General features: G+C 76.9%; 24 protein-coding genes. 6 read left to right on the top strand and 18 right to left on the bottom strand.

Annotated features, from left to right (window positions below; all coding sequences use genetic code 11):
* Nucleotides 1-9 precede the first annotated feature (9 nt).
* Nucleotides 10-960, bottom strand: coding sequence for a Gfo/Idh/MocA family protein (locus BUE37_RS00770; RefSeq protein WP_073417942.1), 951 nt, complete (start codon nt 958-960; stop codon nt 10-12).
* A 29-nt stretch (nt 961-989) separates the two neighbouring features.
* Entirely contained in the window at nt 990-2105 is a 1116-nt protein-coding gene (locus BUE37_RS00765) for an NDMA-dependent alcohol dehydrogenase (protein ID WP_073417940.1), read from the bottom strand.
* A gap of 255 nt (nt 2106-2360) precedes the next feature.
* On the opposite strand from BUE37_RS00765, the gene BUE37_RS23555 reads away from it, so the two are divergent.
* On the top strand, nt 2361-3062 hold the full coding sequence (locus tag BUE37_RS23555) for a TetR/AcrR family transcriptional regulator (RefSeq protein WP_073417938.1): 702 nt from the start codon (nt 2361-2363) through the stop codon (nt 3060-3062).
* 10 nt (nt 3063-3072) lie between these two features.
* On the opposite strand, the gene BUE37_RS00755 is transcribed toward BUE37_RS23555, so the two are convergent.
* The 4 genes from BUE37_RS00755 to BUE37_RS00740 form a co-directional block, all read right to left on the bottom strand.
* Nucleotides 3073-3669 (bottom strand): TetR-like C-terminal domain-containing protein, encoded by a 597-nt coding sequence (locus BUE37_RS00755; RefSeq protein ID WP_073417936.1) that lies wholly within the window; start codon nt 3667-3669, stop codon nt 3073-3075.
* A 151-nt stretch (nt 3670-3820) separates the two neighbouring features.
* The gene (locus tag BUE37_RS00750) at nt 3821-4153 is read right to left on the bottom strand and encodes a hypothetical protein (protein ID WP_073417934.1); all 333 of its coding nucleotides are present in this window, start codon (nt 4151-4153) and stop codon (nt 3821-3823) included.
* Between the two features lie 28 nt (nt 4154-4181).
* Entirely contained in the window at nt 4182-5072 is an 891-nt protein-coding gene (locus BUE37_RS00745) for a 1,4-dihydroxy-2-naphthoyl-CoA synthase (protein WP_073417932.1), read from the bottom strand.
* A 53-nt stretch (nt 5073-5125) separates the two neighbouring features.
* Entirely contained in the window at nt 5126-5905 is a 780-nt protein-coding gene (locus BUE37_RS00740; protein ID WP_073417930.1) for a hypothetical protein, read from the bottom strand.
* A 130-nt stretch (nt 5906-6035) separates the two neighbouring features.
* On the opposite strand from BUE37_RS00740, the gene BUE37_RS00735 reads away from it, so the two are divergent.
* A complete protein-coding gene (locus tag BUE37_RS00735; RefSeq protein WP_245794221.1) occupies nt 6036-6839 on the top strand; it encodes an endonuclease/exonuclease/phosphatase family protein in 804 nt (267 codons plus the stop codon).
* 4 nt (nt 6840-6843) lie between these two features.
* Here the strand turns inward: BUE37_RS00735 and BUE37_RS00730 are convergent, their stop codons facing one another.
* The gene (locus BUE37_RS00730; protein ID WP_073417928.1) at nt 6844-7335 is read right to left on the bottom strand and encodes an NUDIX domain-containing protein; all 492 of its coding nucleotides are present in this window, start codon (nt 7333-7335) and stop codon (nt 6844-6846) included.
* 66 nt (nt 7336-7401) lie between these two features.
* Here BUE37_RS00730 and BUE37_RS00725 point away from each other — a divergent pair, with 66 nt between their 5' ends.
* Both BUE37_RS00725 and BUE37_RS00720 read left to right on the top strand, forming a co-directional pair.
* Nucleotides 7402-7860 (top strand): MaoC family dehydratase, encoded by a 459-nt coding sequence (locus BUE37_RS00725; protein ID WP_073417927.1) that lies wholly within the window; start codon nt 7402-7404, stop codon nt 7858-7860.
* Nucleotides 7860-8423, top strand: a complete 564-nt coding sequence (locus BUE37_RS00720; RefSeq protein ID WP_073417924.1) for an LOG family protein — start codon at nt 7860-7862, stop codon at nt 8421-8423. Before BUE37_RS00725 ends, BUE37_RS00720 begins: the two co-directional genes overlap by 1 nt.
* Here BUE37_RS00720 and BUE37_RS00715 read toward each other — a convergent pair.
* Complete coding sequence (locus BUE37_RS00715; protein ID WP_073419422.1) at nt 8420-8977, bottom strand: DinB family protein; 558 nt, start codon at nt 8975-8977, stop codon at nt 8420-8422. The genes BUE37_RS00720 and BUE37_RS00715 overlap by 4 nt on opposite strands.
* 73 nt (nt 8978-9050) lie before the next feature.
* Between BUE37_RS00715 and BUE37_RS00710 the strand changes: the two genes are divergently transcribed.
* Nucleotides 9051-10160, top strand: coding sequence for an NAD(P)/FAD-dependent oxidoreductase (locus tag BUE37_RS00710; protein WP_083628118.1), 1110 nt, complete (start codon nt 9051-9053; stop codon nt 10158-10160).
* A gap of 109 nt (nt 10161-10269) precedes the next feature.
* On the opposite strand, the gene BUE37_RS00705 is transcribed toward BUE37_RS00710, so the two are convergent.
* The 9 genes from BUE37_RS00705 to BUE37_RS00665 all read right to left on the bottom strand — a co-directional run bounded on the left by BUE37_RS00705 (nt 10270) and on the right by BUE37_RS00665 (nt 18992).
* Nucleotides 10270-11106, bottom strand: a complete 837-nt coding sequence (locus tag BUE37_RS00705; protein ID WP_175562761.1) for a substrate-binding periplasmic protein — start codon at nt 11104-11106, stop codon at nt 10270-10272.
* A 75-nt stretch (nt 11107-11181) separates the two neighbouring features.
* The gene (locus tag BUE37_RS00700) at nt 11182-11838 is read right to left on the bottom strand and encodes an amino acid ABC transporter permease (protein WP_073417922.1); all 657 of its coding nucleotides are present in this window, start codon (nt 11836-11838) and stop codon (nt 11182-11184) included.
* A complete protein-coding gene (locus BUE37_RS00695) occupies nt 11835-12473 on the bottom strand; it encodes an amino acid ABC transporter permease (RefSeq protein WP_083628114.1) in 639 nt (212 codons plus the stop codon). Before BUE37_RS00695 ends, BUE37_RS00700 begins: the two co-directional genes overlap by 4 nt.
* Nucleotides 12473-13237, bottom strand: coding sequence for an amino acid ABC transporter ATP-binding protein (locus BUE37_RS00690; RefSeq protein ID WP_073417918.1), 765 nt, complete (start codon nt 13235-13237; stop codon nt 12473-12475). The genes BUE37_RS00695 and BUE37_RS00690 overlap by 1 nt, the downstream gene beginning before the upstream one ends.
* Nucleotides 13234-14394 (bottom strand): aminotransferase class III-fold pyridoxal phosphate-dependent enzyme, encoded by a 1161-nt coding sequence (locus tag BUE37_RS00685; protein ID WP_217651089.1) that lies wholly within the window; start codon nt 14392-14394, stop codon nt 13234-13236. The genes BUE37_RS00690 and BUE37_RS00685 overlap by 4 nt, the downstream gene beginning before the upstream one ends.
* A gap of 53 nt (nt 14395-14447) precedes the next feature.
* On the bottom strand, nt 14448-15983 hold the full coding sequence (locus BUE37_RS00680) for an aldehyde dehydrogenase family protein (protein ID WP_073417916.1): 1536 nt from the start codon (nt 15981-15983) through the stop codon (nt 14448-14450).
* Between the two features lie 31 nt (nt 15984-16014).
* A complete protein-coding gene (locus tag BUE37_RS00675; RefSeq protein ID WP_281248058.1) occupies nt 16015-17181 on the bottom strand; it encodes an NAD(P)/FAD-dependent oxidoreductase in 1167 nt (388 codons plus the stop codon).
* Between the two features lie 276 nt (nt 17182-17457).
* Nucleotides 17458-18222, bottom strand: a complete 765-nt coding sequence (locus tag BUE37_RS00670) for a cache domain-containing protein (RefSeq protein ID WP_073417912.1) — start codon at nt 18220-18222, stop codon at nt 17458-17460.
* Nucleotides 18219-18992, bottom strand: a complete 774-nt coding sequence (locus BUE37_RS00665; protein WP_073417910.1) for a FadR/GntR family transcriptional regulator — start codon at nt 18990-18992, stop codon at nt 18219-18221. Before BUE37_RS00665 ends, BUE37_RS00670 begins: the two co-directional genes overlap by 4 nt.
* Nucleotides 18993-19076: 84 nt before the next feature.
* Here BUE37_RS00665 and BUE37_RS00660 point away from each other — a divergent pair, with 84 nt between their 5' ends.
* The gene (locus tag BUE37_RS00660) at nt 19077-19976 is read left to right on the top strand and encodes an MBL fold metallo-hydrolase (protein ID WP_073417908.1); all 900 of its coding nucleotides are present in this window, start codon (nt 19077-19079) and stop codon (nt 19974-19976) included.
* A 25-nt stretch (nt 19977-20001) separates the two neighbouring features.
* On the opposite strand, the gene BUE37_RS00655 is transcribed toward BUE37_RS00660, so the two are convergent.
* Nucleotides 20002-21048 carry a GGDEF domain-containing protein gene (locus tag BUE37_RS00655; RefSeq protein ID WP_245794220.1) on the bottom strand — a complete coding sequence of 349 codons (1047 nt, stop codon included), beginning with the start codon at nt 21046-21048 and terminating at the stop codon, nt 20002-20004.
* Nucleotides 21049-21059: the final 11 nt, after the last annotated feature.

The following is a 21059-nucleotide window of genomic DNA, read 5'->3' as shown; positions in this document are numbered from 1 at the left end:
ACAAGGGCCCTATCCGGGGCGGACGGGGGCGCCGGTGCGGGCCGACTCGGCCACCGCGACAGCGACGCGGTGGGTGCGCAGCGCCTCGGCGTAGTCGACCAGCCCGTCGGCGCGCGGCCCGCCGGTGAGCAGGTCGACGAAGGCCCGGTCGACGGCGAGGCGCGCGTCCACCGCGGGCTCCCGGCGGTCCGCGCCCTCCGCGGTGGTCACCGTCAGCGCCGTCTCGGTCAGCTCCACCGCGGCGCCGGCGCAGGAGAGCTCGAGGCCGGCGCGGGTCTTGGCCGGCTGCGCGCAGGCGGCGGCGAGGGTGCCGACCGCGCCGGAGGCGAACCGCAGCACCGCCGCGGTGGCGTCGTCGACGTCGCGGCCGGGGTCCGACGACGGCGCGCGCACCGCCTGCACCTCGGCGACCTCCCCGGCGAGCAGCCGGGCGAGGTCGAGCACGTGGGTGGCCTGCTCGACCACCTGGCCGCCGGAGCGGTCGGCCCGCGACCACCACGCCGGCGGCGGCACCTTGTCCAGCCACGTGGCCGACACCAGCCGGGGCGGGTGCGCGGCGCAGACCTCCCGGGCGGCGGCCACGGTGTCGAGGTGGCGCCAGTGGTAGCCGGTCGCCGTCGGCACGCCCGCGGCCGCGACGGCGGCGGCCACCTCCTCGGCGACGGCGAGCCCGGCGCCCAGCGGCTTCTCCACGAACAGCGGCAGCCCGGCGCGCACCACGGCGAGCTCGAGCTCGCCGTGCGCGAACGGCGGGACGCACAGCCACACGGCGTCGAGACGGGAGCGCAGCAGCTCGTCCGGCTCGAGCGCCGGCACGCCGAGCTCGCCGGCCAGCGCCCGCGCCGCGGCCGGGACGGCGTCGGCCACCCCGACCAGCTCCACGTCGTCCAGTCCGGTCAGCGTGCGGCCGTGCCGCGCGCCCACGCCACCGGCTCCCACCAGTCCCACCCTCAGGGCCACGCCGGGCACCTGCCCCGGCGCGGCGGGCGTCAACCCCCGTGGACCAGCAGCCCCCGCACCGTCTCGCCGGCCGCCTGGTCGCGGTAGCCCTGGTTCAGCTCCTCGAGGGCGTACCGGCGGGTGACCAACGAGTCGAGCTCGAGCCGGCCCTCCTCGGCCAGGCGCGCCAGCATCGGGATGTCGCGGAACGGGTTGCACGAGCCGAACAGCGAGCCCTGCACGCGGTGCTCGAACACGGTGGTCATCTGCCCGTTGAGGTCCACGTGGCCCTCGCGCGGGTGGTCGGCCAGCGCCGTGAGCACCAGCGTGCCGCCCTTGCCCAGGCACGCCGACGCGCCCGCCATCACGCCGGGCGACATCTTCCCGACGGTCACGACGACGACGTCCGCGCCGGTGCCCCGCGAGAGGTGCCGGGCCAGCTGCGCGGCCTCGGCGGCGTCGGCGACGGTGTGCGTGGCGCCCAGGGTCTGCGCGAACTCCCGCTTCATCGCCACCGGGTCGACGCCGATGACGTGCGCCGCGCCGGCGTGCCGCGCGCCCTGCACGGCGTTGACGCCGACCCCGCCGAGGCCGACGACCACGACGACGTCGCCGGGGCGGGTGCCGCCGGAGTAGACCGCCGAGCCCCAGCCGGTGGGCACGCTGCAGGCGAGCAGGGCGGCGGTGTCCAGCGGCAGGTGCGGGTCGATGCGCACGCAGGAGAACTCGCTGAGCACGGTGTGCCGGGCGAACGCGCCGACGATGCAGAAGCCGCCGAGCGGCTCGCCGTCGAGCCGGAAGGGGTAGGTGCCGGTGGGCAGCTGCCCGATGGCGATGGTGGCGCCGGCGTCGCAGATGTTGGAGCGGCCGGTCGCGCAGTACCGGCAGTGCCCGCAGGCAGGCAGGAAGCTGGTGACGACGTGGTCGCCCGGCGCCACGCCCGTGACGCCCGGGCCGACGGCCAGGACGACGCCGGAGCCCTCGTGGCCGCCGACGATCGGGTAGCGCCCGCCGGGGTTGGCGTGGCGCAGGTGCTCGTCGGAGTGGCACAGGCCGGCGTAGGCCATCTCGACCAGAACCTCGCCCGGCCCGGGGTCCACGACCTCGAGGTCGACGATCTCGTACTCGGTGCCCGCCTCGCGCAGCACCGCTCCCCTGGTCCTCACCGGCGTCGGTCCTCCTCGAACCCGGCGGCGTCCCCGTCGGCGCCGTCCGGCGACCAGCCAACCCCACCGGCCCGGCACGGCCGACGGCGGGGTGGCACCGGGTGCCAGGCCCGTCGGCCTGCGGGACCGGGCGGTCCGGGGCAGGATCGTCCGGATGCCCGAGCACACCCCTGTCGCCGCGCCGGCATGCCCCGTCCGGCTGATGTCGTTCCGGATGGGACCGGAGTCGCAACGCTGCGTTGCTAGCCTCGAACCGTGAGTGAGCAGTCCCTGCGTGCGCGGAAGAAGGCACTGACCCGGGCGCACGTCCTCGCGACCGCTCAGCGCCTGTTCGCCGAGCGCGGGTTCGACGCCGTCACCATCGCCGACGTCGCGGCGGCCGCGGACGTGGCCGTGCAGACGGTGTTCAACCACTTCGCGACCAAGGAGGAGCTCTACTGGTCCGGGCGCGCCCCCTGGGTGACCGGACCGGCCGACGCCGTCCGCGAGCGGCCCGCCGGGGTGACCCCGCTGGGCGCCCTCTGCCGCCACCTGGTGGAGTCGATGGCCGGCTTCGCCCAGCGCCTCGGTGAGCCCGAGGGCCGCTGCGCCGTCGCCGCCCTCGACCGCTCGCCGGCACTGCAGGCCGCCGAGCGCGAGCTGCACCACGAGGCCGAGCGCCTGCTCGCGGACGCGCTCGAGGAGGCCCTCACGGAGGAGCCGCCCGCCGGCCTCACCACGCCCCCACGCCTGGCCGCCCGGCTGGTGGCGGCCACCTGGCTGTCGGTCACCCGGTCGCTGGTCCTCACGCTGCGCGACCCGCTGCCCGAGCCCGCGGATGTGCCCGTCCTCGTCGCGGAGGTGCGGGCGACGACGGGCCGGCTGCTGTCCCGCATGCAGGCCGACCTCGAGGACGCGGGCGTGGCCGGCCCCGGGACCGCGGCCGGCGCCGTCCCGGGGACGCTGCGGGCGGTCTGACCCGGCGCCCTCAGCTCGCGACCCGCTCCACGGCAGGCGCCACGATCGGCAGCAGGACGTCGTCGACGACCTGCTCCACGTGCTCGGCCACCAGCGCGCCGTCGCCGGCCACGGTGAGCCGCTGCCACCAGAACGCCTCGAGCACCGAGCGCAGCAGGGCCAGCCGCTCGGCCGGCACCTCCTCGCCCCGCGCCGACCAGCGGTCGCCGAGCGTCTCGACGGCGTCGGTGAGCGGGTGCACGAGGGCCGCGTCGAGCCCGGCGCGCAGGTCCTCGTCGTGCCGGGCGGCGCCGACCAGGCTGGCCACGGCGCGCTCCTCGCGCGACAGCGGCCGGCGCCAGGAGGCGACCAGCGCGGCCAGGTCGGCACGGGGCGAGCCCTCGTCCTGCGGCGCCGTCACCAGCGTGAAGCGGCTGACCGCCGACCGGGCGAGCGCGGACATCGACGGCCAGCGCCGGTAGATGCCGGCCTTGCCCGCCCGCGCGCGGGCCGCGACGCGGTCGCTGTTGAGCCGGCCCCAGCCCTCCTCCGCGAGGATGTCGACGGCGACCGCGACCAGCTGCTCGGACAGCTCGGCGCTCAGCGGTCGTCCGGGCGTGCCGCTCACGAGCGGGTCCGTTCGCACGTCATCAGGTTGTGCACCGCCTCATACTGGCCTGTCGGTGGAGTCACCACAACGACCGGGGTGCCGAGTCACCCGACCGGTCCCCCGCAACCCCTCCTGCCGGAACGGCGGGTTGCGCGGGGCCCGTGGGAGGTCAGGCGCCGGCCGCCGACTCGACGTGGACCTGCAGGAACGCGCCGTCGTCGCTGACCCAGCCCCGGCCGCGGGCGGACTCGACCATGCCGTCCCAGCGCTGCGCCCAGTCGGCGACGTCGGCGTCCGGCTCGGCCGCGGCGCGCAGGGCCGCGGCGTCGAGGACGCCGGTGTCGGCGTCCTGCATCCGGCCCAGGCCCGCGTCGCGCAGCGCCTGGTCGGCCTCCTCGTCGGTGACCTGGCCCAGGGCCAGGTGCAACCGCGTGAGGTCGTCGGTGTCGACGACCCGCACCTCGGGGCGCTCGTCGGCGCCGCCCACCACCTCGACGATCACAGGTCCTCCGCTCACACGTGCCAGGGGCTCATACATGCCAGGGAAACCGGGAGAAGTCGGGGTCGCGCTTCTCCAGGAAGGCGTCGCGGCCCTCGACGGCCTCCTCGGCCGCGTAGGCCAGCCGGGTCGTCTCCCCGGCGAACAACTGCTGGCCGACGAGGCCGTCGTCGATCAGGTTGAACGAGTACTTGAGCATCCGCTGGGCGGTGGGGCTCTTGGCGACGATCCGCCGTCCCCAGTCCAGCGCGGTGCGCTCCAGCTCGGCGTGCGGGACGACGCGGTTGACCATGCCCATGGCGTGCGCGTCGGCCGCCGAGTACTCCTCGCCGAGGAAGAAGACCTCGCGGGCGAACTTCTGGCCGACCTGCCGGGCGAGGTAGGCGGAGCCGAATCCGCCGTCGAAGCTGCCGACGTCGGCGTCGGTCTGCTTGAACCGGGCGTGCTCGGCGCTGGCCAGGGTGAGGTCGCTGACCACGTGCAGGCTGTGCCCGCCGCCGGCGGCCCACCCGGGGACGACGCAGACGACGACCTTCGGCATGAACCGGATCAGCCGCTGGGCCTCCAGCACGTGCAGCCGGCCGCTCGACCGGCCCACCTCGTGCTCGTAGCCGTGGCGCCCGCGCACCCGCTGGTCACCGCCGGAGCAGAACGCCCACCCGCCGTCCTTCGGGCTCGGCCCGTTGCCGGTGAGCAGCACGCAGCCGACGTCGGTGGACAGCCGTGCGTGCTCGAGCGCGGTGATGAGCTCATCGACCGTCTGCGGGCGGAAGGCGTTGCGCACCTCGGGCCGGTCGAAGGCGATCCGGACGACGCCGGCGTCGACGGCGCGGTGGTAGGTGATGTCACCGAAGTCAAACCCGTCGACCGGCTGCCACGCGGCGCTGTCGAAGATCTCCGAGACGTCGTCGCGGGCACTCATGCCCCGAACCTAGCGGCGTCCGGGACGCCGGGCCGCCGGAGGCGGGCCCGCGGTCAGCCGCCGCCGGGCAGGACCCCGGTGACGCCGCCGACGACACCGCCGACCGTGCCGCCGACCGTGCCGGTCACGTCCTCGACGACCCCGCCGACGGTGCCGGAGACGTCCTCGACGAGCTCCCCGACCGGCTCGGTCACCGGCGCGAGCGGGGCCGGCGGCGCGGGCACGGGGGCCGGCGCGGGCGCCGGGACGGGGGCGGGCGCCGGGGCCGGCGCCTGGGGAGCGGGCGCGGCCGGGGCCGCGGGTGCGCCGCCGGCCGGGGTGCCGGGGGTCGGCGTCCCGGGTGCCGGTGCGGGGGCGGCGGGCGCCGCCGGGGCCGCGGCCGGCGCGGGGGCGGCGGACGCGGCGGACGCGGCGGCGCCGCCGAGGTCGAAGAGCCCGGCCGACGCGGAGGCCGCCCGGCCGCCGGCGCCCTGCGAGGACGACGCCGTGGTGCCGAAGCCGGGGAAGAGGGAGCCGTCGGGCGTGCCGGGGACGCCGAAGGACGGCGTGAGCCGCGTGTAGCCGGGTGCCGCGCCCGCCGTGCCGTCGGCGATGTAGACGCCGGAGCCGTCCGCGCCGCTTCCTCCGGCGGCGCCCGCGGCGTCGGCGCCGGCGGTGGCCATGAGCGGGGCGACGACGAGGCCGGTGACGGCGAAGGACATGAGCACCCGCCAGGTGAGGCGCTGCGCGGCGGTCTCGGAGGCGGGTGCAGCGGCGCGCGCCGGGGCCTCGCCGTCCGGGTCCGGCCGTCCGGTCGTCGCGACGACGTCGGTCGCACGGTGCCGCGCGCTCATCGGCCGTTCCTCTCCGTCGAGGTGGGTGAGACTGGCCTCACACCGCCGGTACAACGAGGTACCAGCCGCGGGGTTGCGCGTCCACCGCGGGACCGCGCACGGGTGACCGTCCCCGGCTAGCGTCGCCCCCGTGCCCGACGGCGCCGCCCTGCGCGTGGGCACCCTCAACCTGGCCTCCGGCCGCGGCCCCGCCGGCCGCGTGCTCTCCCCCGCCGGCCTCGCCGCCGCGGTGGCCGATCTCGACGTCGACGTGCTCGCCGTCCAGGAGGTCGACGGCGGCCAGCACCGCTCGGACGGCACCGACCAGGCCGCCGTCGTCGCCGGGGCGCTGGGCGCCGCCGACTGGCGGGCCGCCGCGACGCTGCACGGCACCCCGAGCCCGTTCCGCGGCACGTGGACCGCCGCGGAGCCCTCGCTGCGCGGGCCCGGTGACGCGGTGGACGGGCCCGTGTACGGCGTGGCGCTGGTGTCCCGCCGTCCCGTGCGGGAGTGGGCGGTGCTCGGGCTGGGCGCCGGCCGTGCCCGGCTGCCGCTGCGCGCGCCCGACCCCGCCACCGGCCGGGTGCGCACCTGGTGGGTGCCCGACGAGCCGCGCATCGCCGTCGCCGCCTGCCTCGACGGGCTCACCGTCGTCGGCACGCACCTGTCCTTCTCCCCGCCCACCGCGGTGCGCCAGCTGCGCCGGCTGCGGCGGTGGGCGGCGGCGCTGCCCGGGCCGGTCGTCGTCGCCGGCGACCTGAACCTGCCCGGCGGGGTGCCGGCCCGGCTGCTCGGCGCCACCCGGCTGGTCAGCGGCCCGAGCTTCCCCGCGCACGAGCCGCGCATCCAGCTCGACCACCTGCTCGCCCTGGGCCCGGTGCCGGCGCGGGACGCCGCGGTCCGCGTGCTGGGGGTCGGCGACCACCGCGCGCTGACGGTGACGCTCGGCGCCTGACCCCTCAGGCCGCGGGGGTGTCCGCCAGCAGGGGGCGCAGCCGGTCCAGGGAGCCCGCCAGCCCCGGGTGCAGCGTCACCTGGTGCAACCCGGCCAGCGGCACCCAGGCGACGCCGGTGCTCTCGCCGTCGAGCCGCAGCCGCGCGGGGTCGAGCTCGCCGGCCGGGCGGGCCAGCACGGTGGTGTAGGCCCAGCCGCCGTGGTCGTCGACCGAGCGGGCGCCCAGGACCAGCGCGCTGGCCGGCAGCCCCAGCTCCTCCTCCACCTCGCGCAGCGCGCCCTGCTCGGGGCTCTCGCCGAGGTGCAGCGCGCCGCCGGGCGTCCCCCACGTGCCGCCGTGGTGCGACCACAGCGCCCGGTGCTGGAGCAGCAGCTCGGGGCCGCCCGCGCCGTAGCGGTGCACCAGCAGGCCCGCCGCCCCCGCGCGGCCCCAGTGCCGGTGGCCGAGCGAGCAGGTGGTCCAGCCGTCGGTCGGCGTCAGCCCGCTGCTCCCCACGCGACCAGTGAACCGCACTGGCAGGATCCGGCGCGGACGCCGCCACCGACGACGGGAGCACGCACGATGACCACCACGACCACGATGGCCGAGCTGCCCGGCCTGGTCGGCACCGAGCTCGGCACCAGCGAGTGGTTCGAGGTGACGCAGGAGCACGTCGACACGTTCGCCGAGGCCACCGGCGACCACCAGTGGATCCACGTCGACGTCGAGCGGGCGAAGGCCGAGAGCCCCTTCGGCGGGCCGATCGCCCACGGCTACCTCACGTTGTCGCTGCTGGCCTCCCTGTCCGGGCAGGTGCTGGTGGTCACCGACACGGCGATGGGCGTGAACTACGGCCTGAACAAGGTCCGTTTCCCCGCCCCCGTGCCGGTCGGCTCGCGGGTCCGGCTCAGCGCCGGTCTCAAGGACGTGCAGGAGGTCGCCGGCGGGCTGCAGCTGACCCTCGCGGCGGTCATCGAGCGCGAGGGCGGCGACAAGCCGGTCTGCATCGCCGAGCCGGTCTTCCGCTACTACGGCGCCTGATGCGGGTCGCGGTCTTCACCGGCAGCCGGCCCGGGCCGGAGCCGCACCGCGCGGCCGCCGCGGCTCTGGGCGCCGACCTGGCCGCGGCCGGGGTGGGCGTCGTCTACGGCGGCGGGCACGTCGGGCTCATGGGCACGGTGGCCGACGCCGCGCTGGCCGCCGGCGGCGAGGTGGTCGGGGTGATCCCGCAGCACCTGGTCGACGACGAGCTGGCGCACCCCGGCCTGCCGCGCCTCGACGTCGTCGGGTCGATGCACGAGCGCAAGGCGCGGATGACCGAGCTCGCCGACGCCTTCGTCGCGCTGCCCGGGGCCGCCGGCACCCTCGAGGAGCTGTTCGAGGCCTGGACCTGGGGGATGCTCGGCCTGCACGCCAAGCCCGTGGCGCTGCTCGACGTCGACGGGTTCTGGCAGCCGCTGCTCGCCCAGCTGCGCCGCATGGCCGACGACGGCTACCTGGAGCAGCGCCGGCTCGACGCACTCGGCGTGGTCGGCGACGCGGCGGGCCTGCTGGCCTTCGTCGAGGGCTACGAGCACCCGCCGCGGAAGTGGGCCGCCCGCTAGCGCCAGCCCGGCGCGGCGATGCCCTGCGCCTCGGCCTCGAGCTGCCAGGCGCCCTTGCCGTCGATCGACTCGCGGATGACGTCGGCGTGCCCGGCGTGGCGGGCCTGCTCCTCGATCTGGTGCAGCAGCAGCCACCGCACGCTGAGGACGGTGCCCGGCGGCAGCCACTGCGCCACGCCGTCGGGGACCTCGACGACGCGGTCGAGGTCGCGCTCGGCGCGCACGACCTCCTCGGTCTCCCGCGCCACCTCGGCCATGCGGTCGAGCAGCACCTCGACGGTCTCGCCCGGCCCCACGGTGAAGCCCGCCATCCACTCGGCCTGCGGATCGGTCTCCACCGCGTGCGGGCGGCGGCCGATGCGCCCGGCCACGTTCACCCGCTCCCCCTGCGTCACGTGCTTGACCAGCGCCGACAGTGACAGCTCGCTCGCGCTGGGCCGCGCCCGCGCCTGCTCCTCGGTCAGGCCCAGCAGGGCGTTGCGCAGCCCGGCGCGCTGGTTCTCCAGCATCCGCAGCAGCAGGTCCCGCTCGTCCGGTGCGCTCACGGCCGCCATCCTCCGCCGCGGGGGCGCGGTCCCGACAGCCCCCGGCTGGCCGCGCGGCGCGGGCCTGCCTAGCGTCGCGGGCGTGGAGCGCTGGGACGTCGTCGTGGCCGGCGGCGGCCCGGCGGGGGCGGCCGCCGCGCTCGCCGCGCTCGGCACGGGCGCCTCGGTGCTGGTGCTCGACCGGGCGGACTTCCCCCGCGACAAGGTCTGCGGCGACGGCGTCGCCCCCGAGGCGCTCGACGTGCTCGCGGGCCTCGGCGTCGACGTCGCCGCACTGACCGCGGGCTACGCCCCCGTGCCGCGGCTGTCGCTGCGCTCCCCCGGTGGCGCGGCGGTGGAGCGCGACACGCACCGGCCGTCGTCGGTGGTGCCGCGGGAGGTGTTCGACGCCCGGCTGCTCGCCGCCGCGCTCGACCGCGGCGCCGCGTTCCGCCGGCACGCCGTCCGCCGGGTCACGCCCGGCCCGGACGGGGTGGACGTCGACGGGGTGCTCACCGCCGGGGTGCTGGTGGGCGCCGACGGCGCGGAGTCGGTGGTGCGCCGGTCGCTGGGGCTGGGCCGCAACCGCGACGACCGGCTGGCGGTGGCGCTGCGCGGCTACGCGCCGGAGCTGCCCGGTCAGGCCGGCACGCAGGTGCTGGTGACCACCGAGCAGCGCTGGCCGGCCTACGCGTGGTCGTTCCCCCTCGGTGACGGGCGGGCCAACGTCGGCTACGGCGAGCTGGTCAGCGGCGGGGCGAACCGTGCCGCGCTGGTGGAGGGCCTGCACCGGCTGCTGCCCGGGGTGCAGCCGGAGGGGCTGCGCGCGCACCGGCTGCCGCTGTCGACCGGCCGCCCGCGCCAGCCCGACGGCCGGGTCCTGCTCGCCGGGGACGCCGCCTCGCTGGTCAACCCGATGACCGGCGAGGGGATCTTCTACGCGGTGCTGTCCGGCGTGCTCGCCGGGCGGGCGGCCGCGGCCGGGGCGGGCGCGGGTGCGCTGCACCGGCGGGCGCTGCGCCGGCGGCTGGGCGCGCACCACCGGTCGGCGTCGGCGGCGTCGTGGATCAGCCGGTGGCCGGTGGTCATGGACGCCGCCTTCCGCGCCGCGGCGGCCGACCAGCGAGTGTTCGACGACGTCGTCGCGCTCGGCCTCGCCGACGGCCGGCTCACCGCCCGCACCCTCGCCGCGGCGGCCCGCTCCCTGCGCTGAGGGGCCTCCGGAGCGCTGTCGGCCCGCCGTCCGCGCGCGGAGGCGGGACGGCGCGGGCCCGCGGCCGGGGGTCGCCCGGCCACGGGCCCGCGGACGCGGCTGCCGGGGGTCAGATCAGCCGCGCGTCCCCGACCTCGGCCGCCGACGCGGGGAGGCCGTTGTCCTCGAGGATGGTCACGAGCGAGCCGTCCTCGCGCATGGCCCCGATGTGCTCGTCCACGGCGGTGGCCAGGGCGTCGTTGCTCGGGTCGAGCAGCAGGCTCGTCTGCGAGGGCTCCTCGGTGGCCGGCACCCGCGGGTCGCTCTCGAGGACCTCGATCGCGAAGTCGGTGTCCTCGGTCGACTGGGCGGCGGCGCCGTAGCCGTCGAGGCCGATGTCGAGGCGGCCGGCGGTCAGGTCCTGCGCCAGGCTCAGCGAGTCGGGGTAGGTGCGCAGGTCGTCACCGAGTAGTTCGCGCAGCGCGTCCACCCACAGATAGCCCTCGACGGTGCCGACCTGCTTGCCGACCAGGTCGTCGACGGTGGAGACGCCGTCGGCGGACATGACGGTGAGCTCGTCGAGGTAGACCGGGGCGCTCAGCGTGACGACCTCGCCGCGGGCGGCCGTGCGGTAGAAGCCGCCGACGGCGACGTCGACCCGGCCGGTCTCCACGGCCGGGACCGCGGTGGCGTAGGTGTAGGCCTCGTACTCGATCGTCAGGCACTCGTCGGCGGCGATCTGCTTGAGGATGTCGCTGTCGATGCCCTCGGCCTGGCCGCCCTCCTCGAAGGAGTACGGCGGGGTGTTGGTCAGGGCGACGGTGAGCACGCCCTCGCTGACCGTCTCGAACTCGTGGGCGGGCTCGCAGTCGGCCGCCACCTCGCTGGTCGAGTCCGACCCGCAGCCCACGAGGGCCACGGCGGAACCGAGGGCGAGGACGGCGGCGCTCAGGCGGTGCGTCTTCACGGTGATCTCCTCAGGACGAACTGGCCCGACGGCGGGGCGCCGTCGCGCTGGGTGCGGGTGGAGCGGGTGGTGCCGTCAGAGGTGGCGGGACAGCCGCCGTTCGGTGCGGTTGGTCAGCAGCCCGGCCGGGATGGTCACGGCCAGGTAGAGCAGGCCGGCGAGGACGAGGACGTCGAGGTAGCGGAAGGTGGCCGCACCGATCGAGTAGGCCTGGCTGAGCAGCTCGACGACCGAGATCGTGAAGGTCAGCGAGGTGGCCTGGAAGATCAGGATGGCGAAGCCCATGAGCGACGGGAGCGCGATCCGGACGCCCTGCGGCACGACGACGAAGCGCAGCGTGTCGCGGTGGGACATCCCGAGCGCGCCGGCCGCCTCGGTCTCGCCGGCCGGCACCGCCTGCAGGCCGCCGCGCAGGATCTCGCTGGTGTAGCCGGCGGTGGTGAGCGACAGGGCCGCCACCGCCGAGACGAAGGCCGTCAGCGACAGCCCCGCCGACGGCAGCCCGTAGTAGACGAACTGCAGCATCACCAGCGCCGGCGTCCCGCGCCCGATCTCGACCAGCGCGATCGCGGCCCAGCGCACCGCGCGGGTGCGTGAGGAGCTGAGCAGCGCGAGCACCAGCCCCAGGGGGATGCCCAGCAGCAGGCTGGCCGCGGTGAGCTCGACGCTGGTGACCAGCCCCTCCAGCAGACGGGGCAGCCACTCGCCCCACGAGGTGAGCAGCCCGGTCATCGCGCGACCCTCGCCCGCAGCCGGGCGTCCAGGCCCCGCGACAGCCAGGCCAGCGGCGCGCTGAGGAGGATGTACACCGCGGCGGCGACGAAGAACGGGGTGAGCCCGGCGCCCGTCGAGCGGGCGCTCTGCGTGGCCCGGAACAGGATCTCGCTGACCCCGATCGCCGAGACGATCGTGGAGTCCTTGAGCAGGCTGATCGCGTAGGTCGTCACGGCCGGCAGCGAGACCCGGAACGCCTGCGGCGCGACGACGCGGACGAGGGTGTCCGTGCCGCCCATGCCGAGCGCCGAGGCGGCCTCCCACTGGCCGGCGTGCACCGCCGACAGCCCGCCGCGGTAGATCTCGGCCAGGTAGCCGGCGGAGATGACGCCCAGCCCGATGATCCCGGCCTCGATCGGCTCGAGCCTGATCAGGTCGCGGCCCAGGCCGAAGAAGATGAGGAACAGCCAGACGACCGGCGGGATGCCGCGCACGACGTCGATGACGACGCGGCCGAGCCAGCGCAGCGGGACGACCCGGGAGCGCCGGGCCGCCGCGAGCGGCACCGCCAGCACCGCGCCGAGGGCCAGCGCGGCGACCGTGACCAGCAGGGTGACCGGCACCCCGAGCAGCACCGCCTCGAGGACCTCCATCAGCGGTCGACCACCGCGCTGAGGAAGCGGCGGGCGCGCTCGGTGGACGGGCTGCGCAGCACCTGCTCCGGGGTGCCCTCCTCGAGGACCGCGCCGTCGGCCATGACCACGACGCGGTCGGCGACGTCGGCGGCGAAGTGGATCTCGTGGGTGACCACGACCATCGTCATGCCGTCGGCGGCGAGCTCCCGCATGACCGCGAGCACCTCGAGGCCCAGCTCCGGGTCGAGCGCGGAGGTCGGCTCGTCGAAGAGCATCACCTCGGGGTCGAGGGCCAGGGCGCGGGCGATGGCCACCCGCTGCTGCTGGCCGCCGGAGCAGCGGGAGGGGTAGGTGTCGGCCTTGGCGGCCAGGCCCACCCGCTCGAGCAGCTGCCGGGACCGCGCGTCGGCCTCGGCGCGGCTGCGGCCGAGCACCCGCTCCTGCGGCAGCGACACGTTGCGCAGCACGGTCATGTGCGGGAACAGGTTGAACGACTGGAAGACCATGCCGACGCTGCGCCGCAGGGCGGCGAGGTCGCGGCCGGCCACCCCGGCGCCCGGCTCGACGGCGCGGCCGACCACCTCGACCCGGCCGGAGTCGGCCCGCTCGAGCAGGTTGATGCAGCGCAGCAGGGTGCTCTTGCCCGAGCCGCTGGGTCCGATGATCGCGACGACCTCGCCGCGGGCCACCGTCAGCGACACGTCCCTCACGACGACGAGGTCGCCGAACTGCTTGTGGATCCGGTCGAGCACGACGGCCGGCTCCTGCGCGACGGCGCTCACGCGGCTCCCTCCACGGCGGACAGGACGGCGTCGCGGACGGCGTCCACGTCGTCGTCGGTCATCGGGGTCGACAGGGCGAGCAGGCCGTTGGTGCCGGCCAGCACGCCGCGCTCGTACAGCCGCCACCAGGTGGCGCCGGGGTCGGGCAGCAGCAGGCGCACCAGCGAGCCCGAGCCGCTCACCGGGACCCCGCGTCCGGCCAGCTCCCCGCGCAGCCGGTCGCCGCGGGCGTTGAGCGCGGCCACCTCCGCCGCCCCGAACAGCCGCAGCGCGGCGGTGCCGGTGCGCATGGTCACCGGGTTGGCGCTGAAGGTGCCGCCCCAGCTGACCGGGCCGTCGGTGAGCGGGCTGAACGAGTCGAGCACCTCGGCCCGCCCGCCGACGCCGCCGACCGGGAAGCCGCCGCCGACGACCTTCCCGACGGTGACCAGGTCGGGCTCGAGGCCGTAGCGGGTGTGCAGCCCGCCGACCTCCAGCCGCAGGGTGATGACCTCGTCGACGACGAGCAGCGCGCCGGCGCGGCGGGTGAGGTCGGCGGCCTGCTCGACGAAGGCCGGGTCGGCCGGGCGCAGGCCCGCCCGGTTGGGCATGAGGTCGAGCAGGACGGCCGCGACCTCGCTCCCCCGGCTGCGCAGCAGGTCGGCGAGGGCGCCGGCGTCGCCCTGCGGGAGGGTGACCACCGAGTCGGCGACGCTGCCCGGGACGCCGGGGGCGGCCGGGTCGACGACGGCGTCGTAGGTGCCGTGGTAACTGCCGGCGAAGCGGACCACCAGGTCGCGGCCGGTGGCCGCCCGGGCGCCCCGCAGCGCCATCATCACGGCCTCGGTCCCGGAGTTGCAGAACCGCCAGCTCGGCAGCCCGGTCCGCTCGCGCAGCAGCTCGGCGCACACCACCTCGGACTCCGTCGGCAGCCCGAACGCCGAGCCCGCCGCCACCGCCTCGGTGGCCACCGCGACCAGCTCCGGGTGCGCGTGACCGTGGATGAGCGCCGTGTAGTTGTTGTTGCAGTCGACGACCCGGTGGCCGGTGGCGTCGGTGACGACACAGCCGGCGCCGGACACCGCGTACGGCGGGTGCGGCGGCACGAACAGCGTGCTGCGGGTGTTGCCGCCCGGCATGACGCGGCGGGCGCGGTCCCGGAGCTCGGCGACCGTCACGGTGCCTCCTCGGTCGGTGGGGTGGGTGGGGTGGGCCGGTGGGGTGGGGCCGGTCAGCCGGCGACGGTGCGCGACTGCTCGCGCATGAAGCCGGGCAGGTACCAGGGGCCGAGGCCGCCCTTGCCGGACGAGCCGCTGGCCTTCCAGCCGCAGAAGGACTGGATGCCGGGCCAGGCGCCGGTGGTCGCGCCGGCGCGGCGGTTGACGTAGACGACGCCGGCCTCGATCTCGTCGAGGAAGCGCTCCGTCTCCTCCTCGTCGCCGGTGAAGACCCCCGCCGACAGGCCGTAGTCGACGGCGTTGGCCTCCGCGATCGCCGCGTCGAAGCCGTCCACCGCGGTGACGGTGACGAACGGCGCGAACAGCTCCTCGCGGGTCAGCGGGTGGCCCGGCGGCAGGTCGGTGACGACGACCGGCCGGTAGAAGTTGCCGTCGAGCTCCGCGGCCCGCCCGCCGGTGACCACCCGGCCGTCGCGGGCGGCGGCGGCCAGGGCGTCGTCGATGCGGCGGCTGACGGCGTCGTCGGCGACCGGGCCCATGCCGGTACGCGGGTCGGCCGGGTCGCCGACGACGATCGCCTCGGCCGCGGCGGCCAGCTTCTCGAGCAGCTCGTCGGCGACGCTGCGGTCGACCACCACCCGGCGGCAGGCGCTGCACTTCTGGCCCGACAGTCCGAAGGCGGAGCGGGCGATGCCGTGGGCGGCGTCGTCGAGGTCGGCGGTGGCGGTGACGATCGCGGGGTTGCTGCCGCCCATCTCGGCGAGCACCGGGCGGGCGTACGCGCCCTGGCCCAGCTCGCGCACCAGCTGCCAGCCGACGGCGGCCGAGCCCGTGAAGGCGATCCCGTCGACGGCGGCGCCGGCCAGCGCGCGGCCGGTGTCCGCGCCGCCGTGCACCACGTTCAGCACACCGGCCGGCAGCGCCGCGCCGAGCAGCTCCCACGCCAGCGCCGTGGAGCGCGGCGTCTTGTCCGAGGGCTTGGCCACGACGGTGTTGCCGGTGACCAGCGCGGCCGCCGCCATGTTGACGGCGAGGGCGACCGGGAAGTTGAACGGCGCGATGACGGCGAAGACGCCGAAGGGGCGCAGCACGTCGGTGTTGCGCTCGCCGGGACCCGACCGCAGCGGGGTGACGAAGCCGTCGTTGCGCTCCATCTCGGCGCAGTAGTGCTCGACGAGGTCGACGGCCTCCTGCGCCTCGGCCAGCGCCTCGAGCCGGGTCTTGCCGGTCTCGGCGGAGACGACGCCGGCGATCTCCACGGCGCGGTCGGCGAACCCGGCCTTCGCCGCGCGCAGGGCGGCGATCCGGTCGGCCGGGGACGTCGTCCGCCAGCCCCGGGCGGCGGCGCGGGCGGCGGCCACGGCGTCGGCCACCACGGCGTCGTCGGCGGTGCGGGCGGTCGAGACCACGGTCCCGGGGGCGCACGGGTCCTCGCGGGTGAAGGTCTCCCCGCGCCCGTCGGGCCGCCCGCCGATGACGTGGTCGAGCACGTCGGCGCCCTTCCGCGCCTCGGCGAGGGCGGCCTCGAAGCGCGCGTCGAGCGCGGCGTCGCCGAGGTCGGTCGATCCGTAGTCGAGCCTGGTGGTCACCGGGGACTCCTCAGTCGTCGGGTCGGGTCGGTCAGGGGGTCTGCGCGGAGGCGGGGCCGGCGGGGGCGCCGTCGGCGATGCGGGCCGGGTCCCAGCCCGGGTCGGTCGCGGCGAACGTGGGGTCGGCGGCGCCGGTGAGCGCCTCGGCGGCGACGCGGCCGATGGCCGGGGCGAGCTGGATGCCGTTGCCGCCGCCGCCCACCGCGCAGACGACGTCGGCGCGGGCGGGGTGACGCCCGACGATCGGCCGGTGGTCGGGCGTCATCGGGTAGATGCCGGTCCAGCTGCGCCCGATGCCGGCGCCGTCGGTGTCGGCGAGGCGCTCGCCCATGCGCTCGACGAGCTCCTCGAGGAAGGCGTCGTCGACCCGGCCCAGCGGCACGTCGGGCGACACCGACTCGGCGACGGCCTCCTCCACGTGCAGGCCGGCGACGAGCTGGTCGGCGCGCTCGGAGCGGAAGTAGACGCCGGCCTGGCCGGAGCCGGGCACGTAGTCCATGACGAAGGGCAGCAGCGGGGTGAGCGGCGCGGCCAGCTCGACGGTCACCGCCCCGTGCAGCTGCGGCACCAGGGGCACCGGCGCGCCGAGCAGGTCGCCGACCACCCCGGCCCACGGCCCCGCGGCGTTGACGACGACGTCGGCCTCGACCGGCTCGCGGCCGGTGACCAGGCGCCAGCCGCCGCCGGGCAGGGACTCCGCGCCGACGAGCGGGGTGCCGGGGAGCACCCGGCCGCCGCGCTCGCGGACCAGCCGGGCGGCCAGCGTGCAGTACTCGTAGCCGTCGATGTGGCCGTCGGAGGGCCCGTACAGTCCGCCGGTGAGGTCGTCGACCACCAGCTGCGGCCAGCGCCGCGCGATCTCGGCGGCGTCGAGCACCTCGGCGTCGGGGACGCCGGCCTCGCGCTGCCGCCGCACGCTGCGCTCGTAGTCGGCGAGGTCGGCGCCGTCGTGGGCGGTGCGCAGGTAGCCGCCGCGGACGAACGTCAGCCCGTGGTCGCGCTCGACCGCGTCGTAGTACCGGCGGCCGTGCGCCCGGACGGCGATGTCGGGCACCTCGACGTACTGCGTCTCGACCATGCCGACCGACAGCCCGGAGGACCCGTCGCCGGGGTGGCGGGCGTCGAGGACGACGACGTCGCGCACGCCGAGCGCCTGGAGCTCCAGGGCGGTGGTCACCCCACACACCCCGGCTCCCACGACGGCGACCCGGACATCCCCCACGACGGCTCCCTGCTGTTGGTGGACGGCACTCCACGGACGGCGACCGGCCGGAGCCGGACGTCGTCTGGAGGCGGTGGACGGACCGCTGCGGAGGGTCCGGCAGGTGGCTCCCGCGGGCCCCCGCACGCCCTCCCGGGCGGCGCGGTGGCGAAAACCTACAGTCCTGACGTTTTAGAGGTCAACGGCTGTTCTGGCGGTCGTTGCCGAGTCGTTGCGCGAGGCCCGCCGGGACCCGGCGGGCGGGGTGCCGGGTCAGGCGGGGGCGTCGGCCCCGGGGAGCAGCACCAGCGACCAGCCGCGGGCGCCGGCCGGGACCGCGGTGCCGGCCGGCGCGCCCGCGGCGGCGCGCGAGCGCGGAGTCAGCCGCAGGCCGGTGCTGAGGTCGGGCGCGGTCGAGGCGACGACGCGGCCGTCGGCGTTCACCAGGACGGCGTCCTGCGGCAGCTCGTCGAGCGCGTCGGTGAGCTCGCCGACGAAGCGGGCGGTGGCGACGTCGAGCGCCACGACCCCGATCGCCCGGCCACCGGCCCGCAGCGGCAGGCCCGCGGTGATCGTGAGGTCGTCGGTGCCCCACGCGTCGATGTAGGGGCCCGCGACGACGAACCCGCCGGTGGTGCGGGGTACCGAGAACCACTCGGCGTCCCGGTAGTCGTAGAAGGCGTCGGAGGTGGGGTTGAGGTCGTGCCGCTTCTCGCTCACCACGCCGTTGCGGCTGACCCACCAGACCATCGCGAAGGCCTCCCCCGCCTCCGCCGGGCTCTGCGCCACGCACCCGACGCCGGCCACCGACGGCGCCGCGCCGAGCGCCGCGGTGCAGTGCGGCGCCGCGACCTCGCGCAGCAGCGCGGTCAGCTCCCGGTAGCCGAGCGCGGGCACGTCGGCGCCGGCGGCGGCCAGGCCGGCCTCGACCGGCTCCCGCACCCCCTCCAGCAGGGCGGCCAGGCCGTCGAGGTGGGTGCGGACCCGCGTGACGGCCCGCGCCACCGCGGTCCCCTGGTCGACGTCGTCCTGCGTCACCGCGCCTCCCTCCCCGTCCCGGTGCCCGGCGCCGCCGTCCGGCTCCGCAGCCGGGACAGTCTGCGCGCGGTGTCGCTGGTCAGCTCGGTCACGACGCGGCGCGCCCGCTCCGCCTCGCCGGCGCGGACGCAGTCGGCGACCTCGGCCAGCCGCGTCCCGCCCTCGCGCCGGACGTCGGGGTCGGCGTACACGAGCGCGAGCATGGGGGCGTAGGTGACCTGCAGGTTGATCGCCTCGGTGCTCAGCCGGCGCGACTGGGCCGCGGCCGCCAGCGCGATGTGGAACCGGGCGTCGAACCGGCGGGCGGTCGCCTCGTCCTCGGCGGCGGCCAGGCTGCCGGCCAGCGAGCCGAGGTGGCCGACGTCCTGGTCGGAGGCGCGCTCGGCGGCCAGCTCGGCGGAGGCGCCGGCGACGGCGGCCCGCCAGTCGGAGAGGTCGCGGAACTCCGGCGGGGGCATCGACGCCAGCAGCGCCGACGCGTGCGCGACGTGCAGCGACTCGGGCACCCGGACGAAGCTGCCGCCGCCGCGCCCGCGCCGGGTCTCGACGATGCCCTCCTCGCGCAGCGCCGCGAGCGCCTCCCGCAGGGTCCCCGGCGCGACGTTGAACTGGGCGGCGAGCTCGACCTCGGAGGGCAGCTGGGCGCCGTCGGCGAGCACACCGAGGGCGACGGCCGTGCGCAGCCGGTTGACCACCGCCTCGGTGCGACCGGGCGTGTCGAGCGGGCCGAAGAGCACGTCGCGGGTGAGCGTCGAGAGCACGTCGCGCATCCCGTCCCCTCCTCCGCCGCCGTCGGGCGGCACTCTACGAGCCGCCGTCGCCCCCGCCGTTCCGCGCCGTGCCAGGGTGGGCGCGTGGGCAGCCGCGACGACGACCTCCGCTACGGCGGCATCACGCTCCTCGCCTCCGCCGAGGGCGGCCGCTACCCGTGCGGCAACTCGCTGCTGGTCGCGGGCACCGAGGCGACGGCGCTCGTGGACCCGTCGATCGAGGTCGGCCGCCGCGGTCGCGCCGTCGGGCCGGTCGACCTGGCGTTCGTCAGCCACGGGCACGAGGACCACGTCGCGGGCCTGCACGTCTTCCCCGAGGTGCCGGCGCACGCGCACCCGGCCGACGCCCCCGCGGTGCGTGAGACCGAGGCGCTGCTCGCCGGCTTCGGGATGGACGACGCGGCCGCCGACGTCTTCCGCGAGGAGCTGCGCACGGACTTCGGCATCACCGGGCACGCCGACGTCCGGGAGGTGACCGACGGCGACGTGATCGACCTCGGCGGGCGCACGCTGACCGTCGTCCACCTGCCCGGGCACACCGCCGGGCACTGCGGGCTGCTCGTGGAGCCCGACGGCTTCCTGTTCATCGGCGACATCGACCTCACCGGCTTCGGCCCGTACTACGGCGACGTGAGCAGCGACCTCGACGCGCTGGAGGCCTCCTTCGACCGGCTCCGCGGCATCGAGGCCCGCTGGTACGGCACCGCGCACCAGAAGGGCGTCGTCGAGGGGCGGGAGGCGTTCCTCGCCGCGCTCGACACCTACGCGGGCGTCGTCGCCCGCCGCGACGAGACGCTGCTCGGCCTGCTCGCCGAGCGGCCGCGCACGGTGGCCGAGGTGGTCGAGCACCGACTGGTGTACCGCCCGCACGTGCAGCTGCCGTTCGTGCCGACGGTGGAGCGGCGCACCGCCGAGCAGCACCTGGCCCGGCTGGAGCGCGCCGGGGTGGTGCGCGCCGAGGGCGGCACCTGGGCGATCAGCTAGGCGGGGCGACTCAGACCGGGGCGACTCAGACCGGGGCGACCTCGACGCGGCCGCGGCCGCCGCGCTTGGCGCGGTAGAGGGCGCGGTCGGCGGCGGCGTAGAACTCGCGCATCCCGGGCGCCCGGCCGCCGGAGTGCGCCACGCCCACGCTCACCGACATGGCCAGCAGGCTCCCGTCGGGCAGCGTCAGCGGCGTCGACAGCACGCTCTCCAGCAGCGCCCCGGCGCGGTCGACCGCGACGTCGGCGCTGCAGCCGGGCAGCAGCACGGCGAGCTCGTCGCCGCCGAGCCGGGACAGCACGGCGTCGCCGGCGCGGATCTGCCGGCGGATGATCCCGGCGAGGTGGACCAGCGCGTCGTCGCCCACCGGGTGCCCGTGCACGTCGTTGATCTGCTTGAACGAGTCGACGTCGAGCAGCATGAGCGCGGTGCCCTCGGCCGGGCCCGCGCGGCGGCCGTCGAGCGCGACGGCGAGGGCGTCGTCGAAGACGCGGCGGTTGACCAGGCCGGTGAGGGTGTCCACGGTGGCCTGCTGCTCCAGCGCCTCGACCAGCCGCTCCTGCACCGACCCGGCCCGCTCGAGCATCGAGGCCACGACCGCGAGGACGACGCCCGTCAGCAGCACGTCGGACAGCGCGGTCTCCAGCGGCACCAGCAGCGGCACGACGACGGCGTTGGCGACGACCGCGGCGGCGGTGACGACGGCGACCGCGGTCCGGCGCAGGTGCGAGGCGGCCCACAGCACCGGGAAGGCGAGGAACGCCTGCGCGCCGGCCGAGGTGTCCTCGGTGATCCAGTTGAGCACGCAGACCATCGCCACCCCGGCGATCCCCACGGCGACGAAGACGCCGGCCCGGTCGAGCCGGCCGGGCTCGGTGCGGCGCACGACGGCGGCGAGGACGACGAGGAACGCGACGCCCGCCCAGGTGGCCCCGACGGTCACGGCGCTCGCCGCGTTGGCGCCGAAGGTGCTGACCACGGCCAGTACGCCGGCGGACACGGCGATCATCAGCACGAGCGACCGCGCGGCGGCGCGCGGCTGCCGTGCGCGCAGTCCCCGGGCGATGGCCACACCTGGTCTTC

The organism is Geodermatophilus nigrescens (assembly GCF_900129495.1).
Lineage (GTDB): Bacteria > Actinomycetota > Actinomycetes > Mycobacteriales > Geodermatophilaceae > Geodermatophilus > Geodermatophilus nigrescens.
Note: the sequence above shows the minus strand (reverse complement) of the source record. Positions and strands in the feature narration are given on the sequence as shown.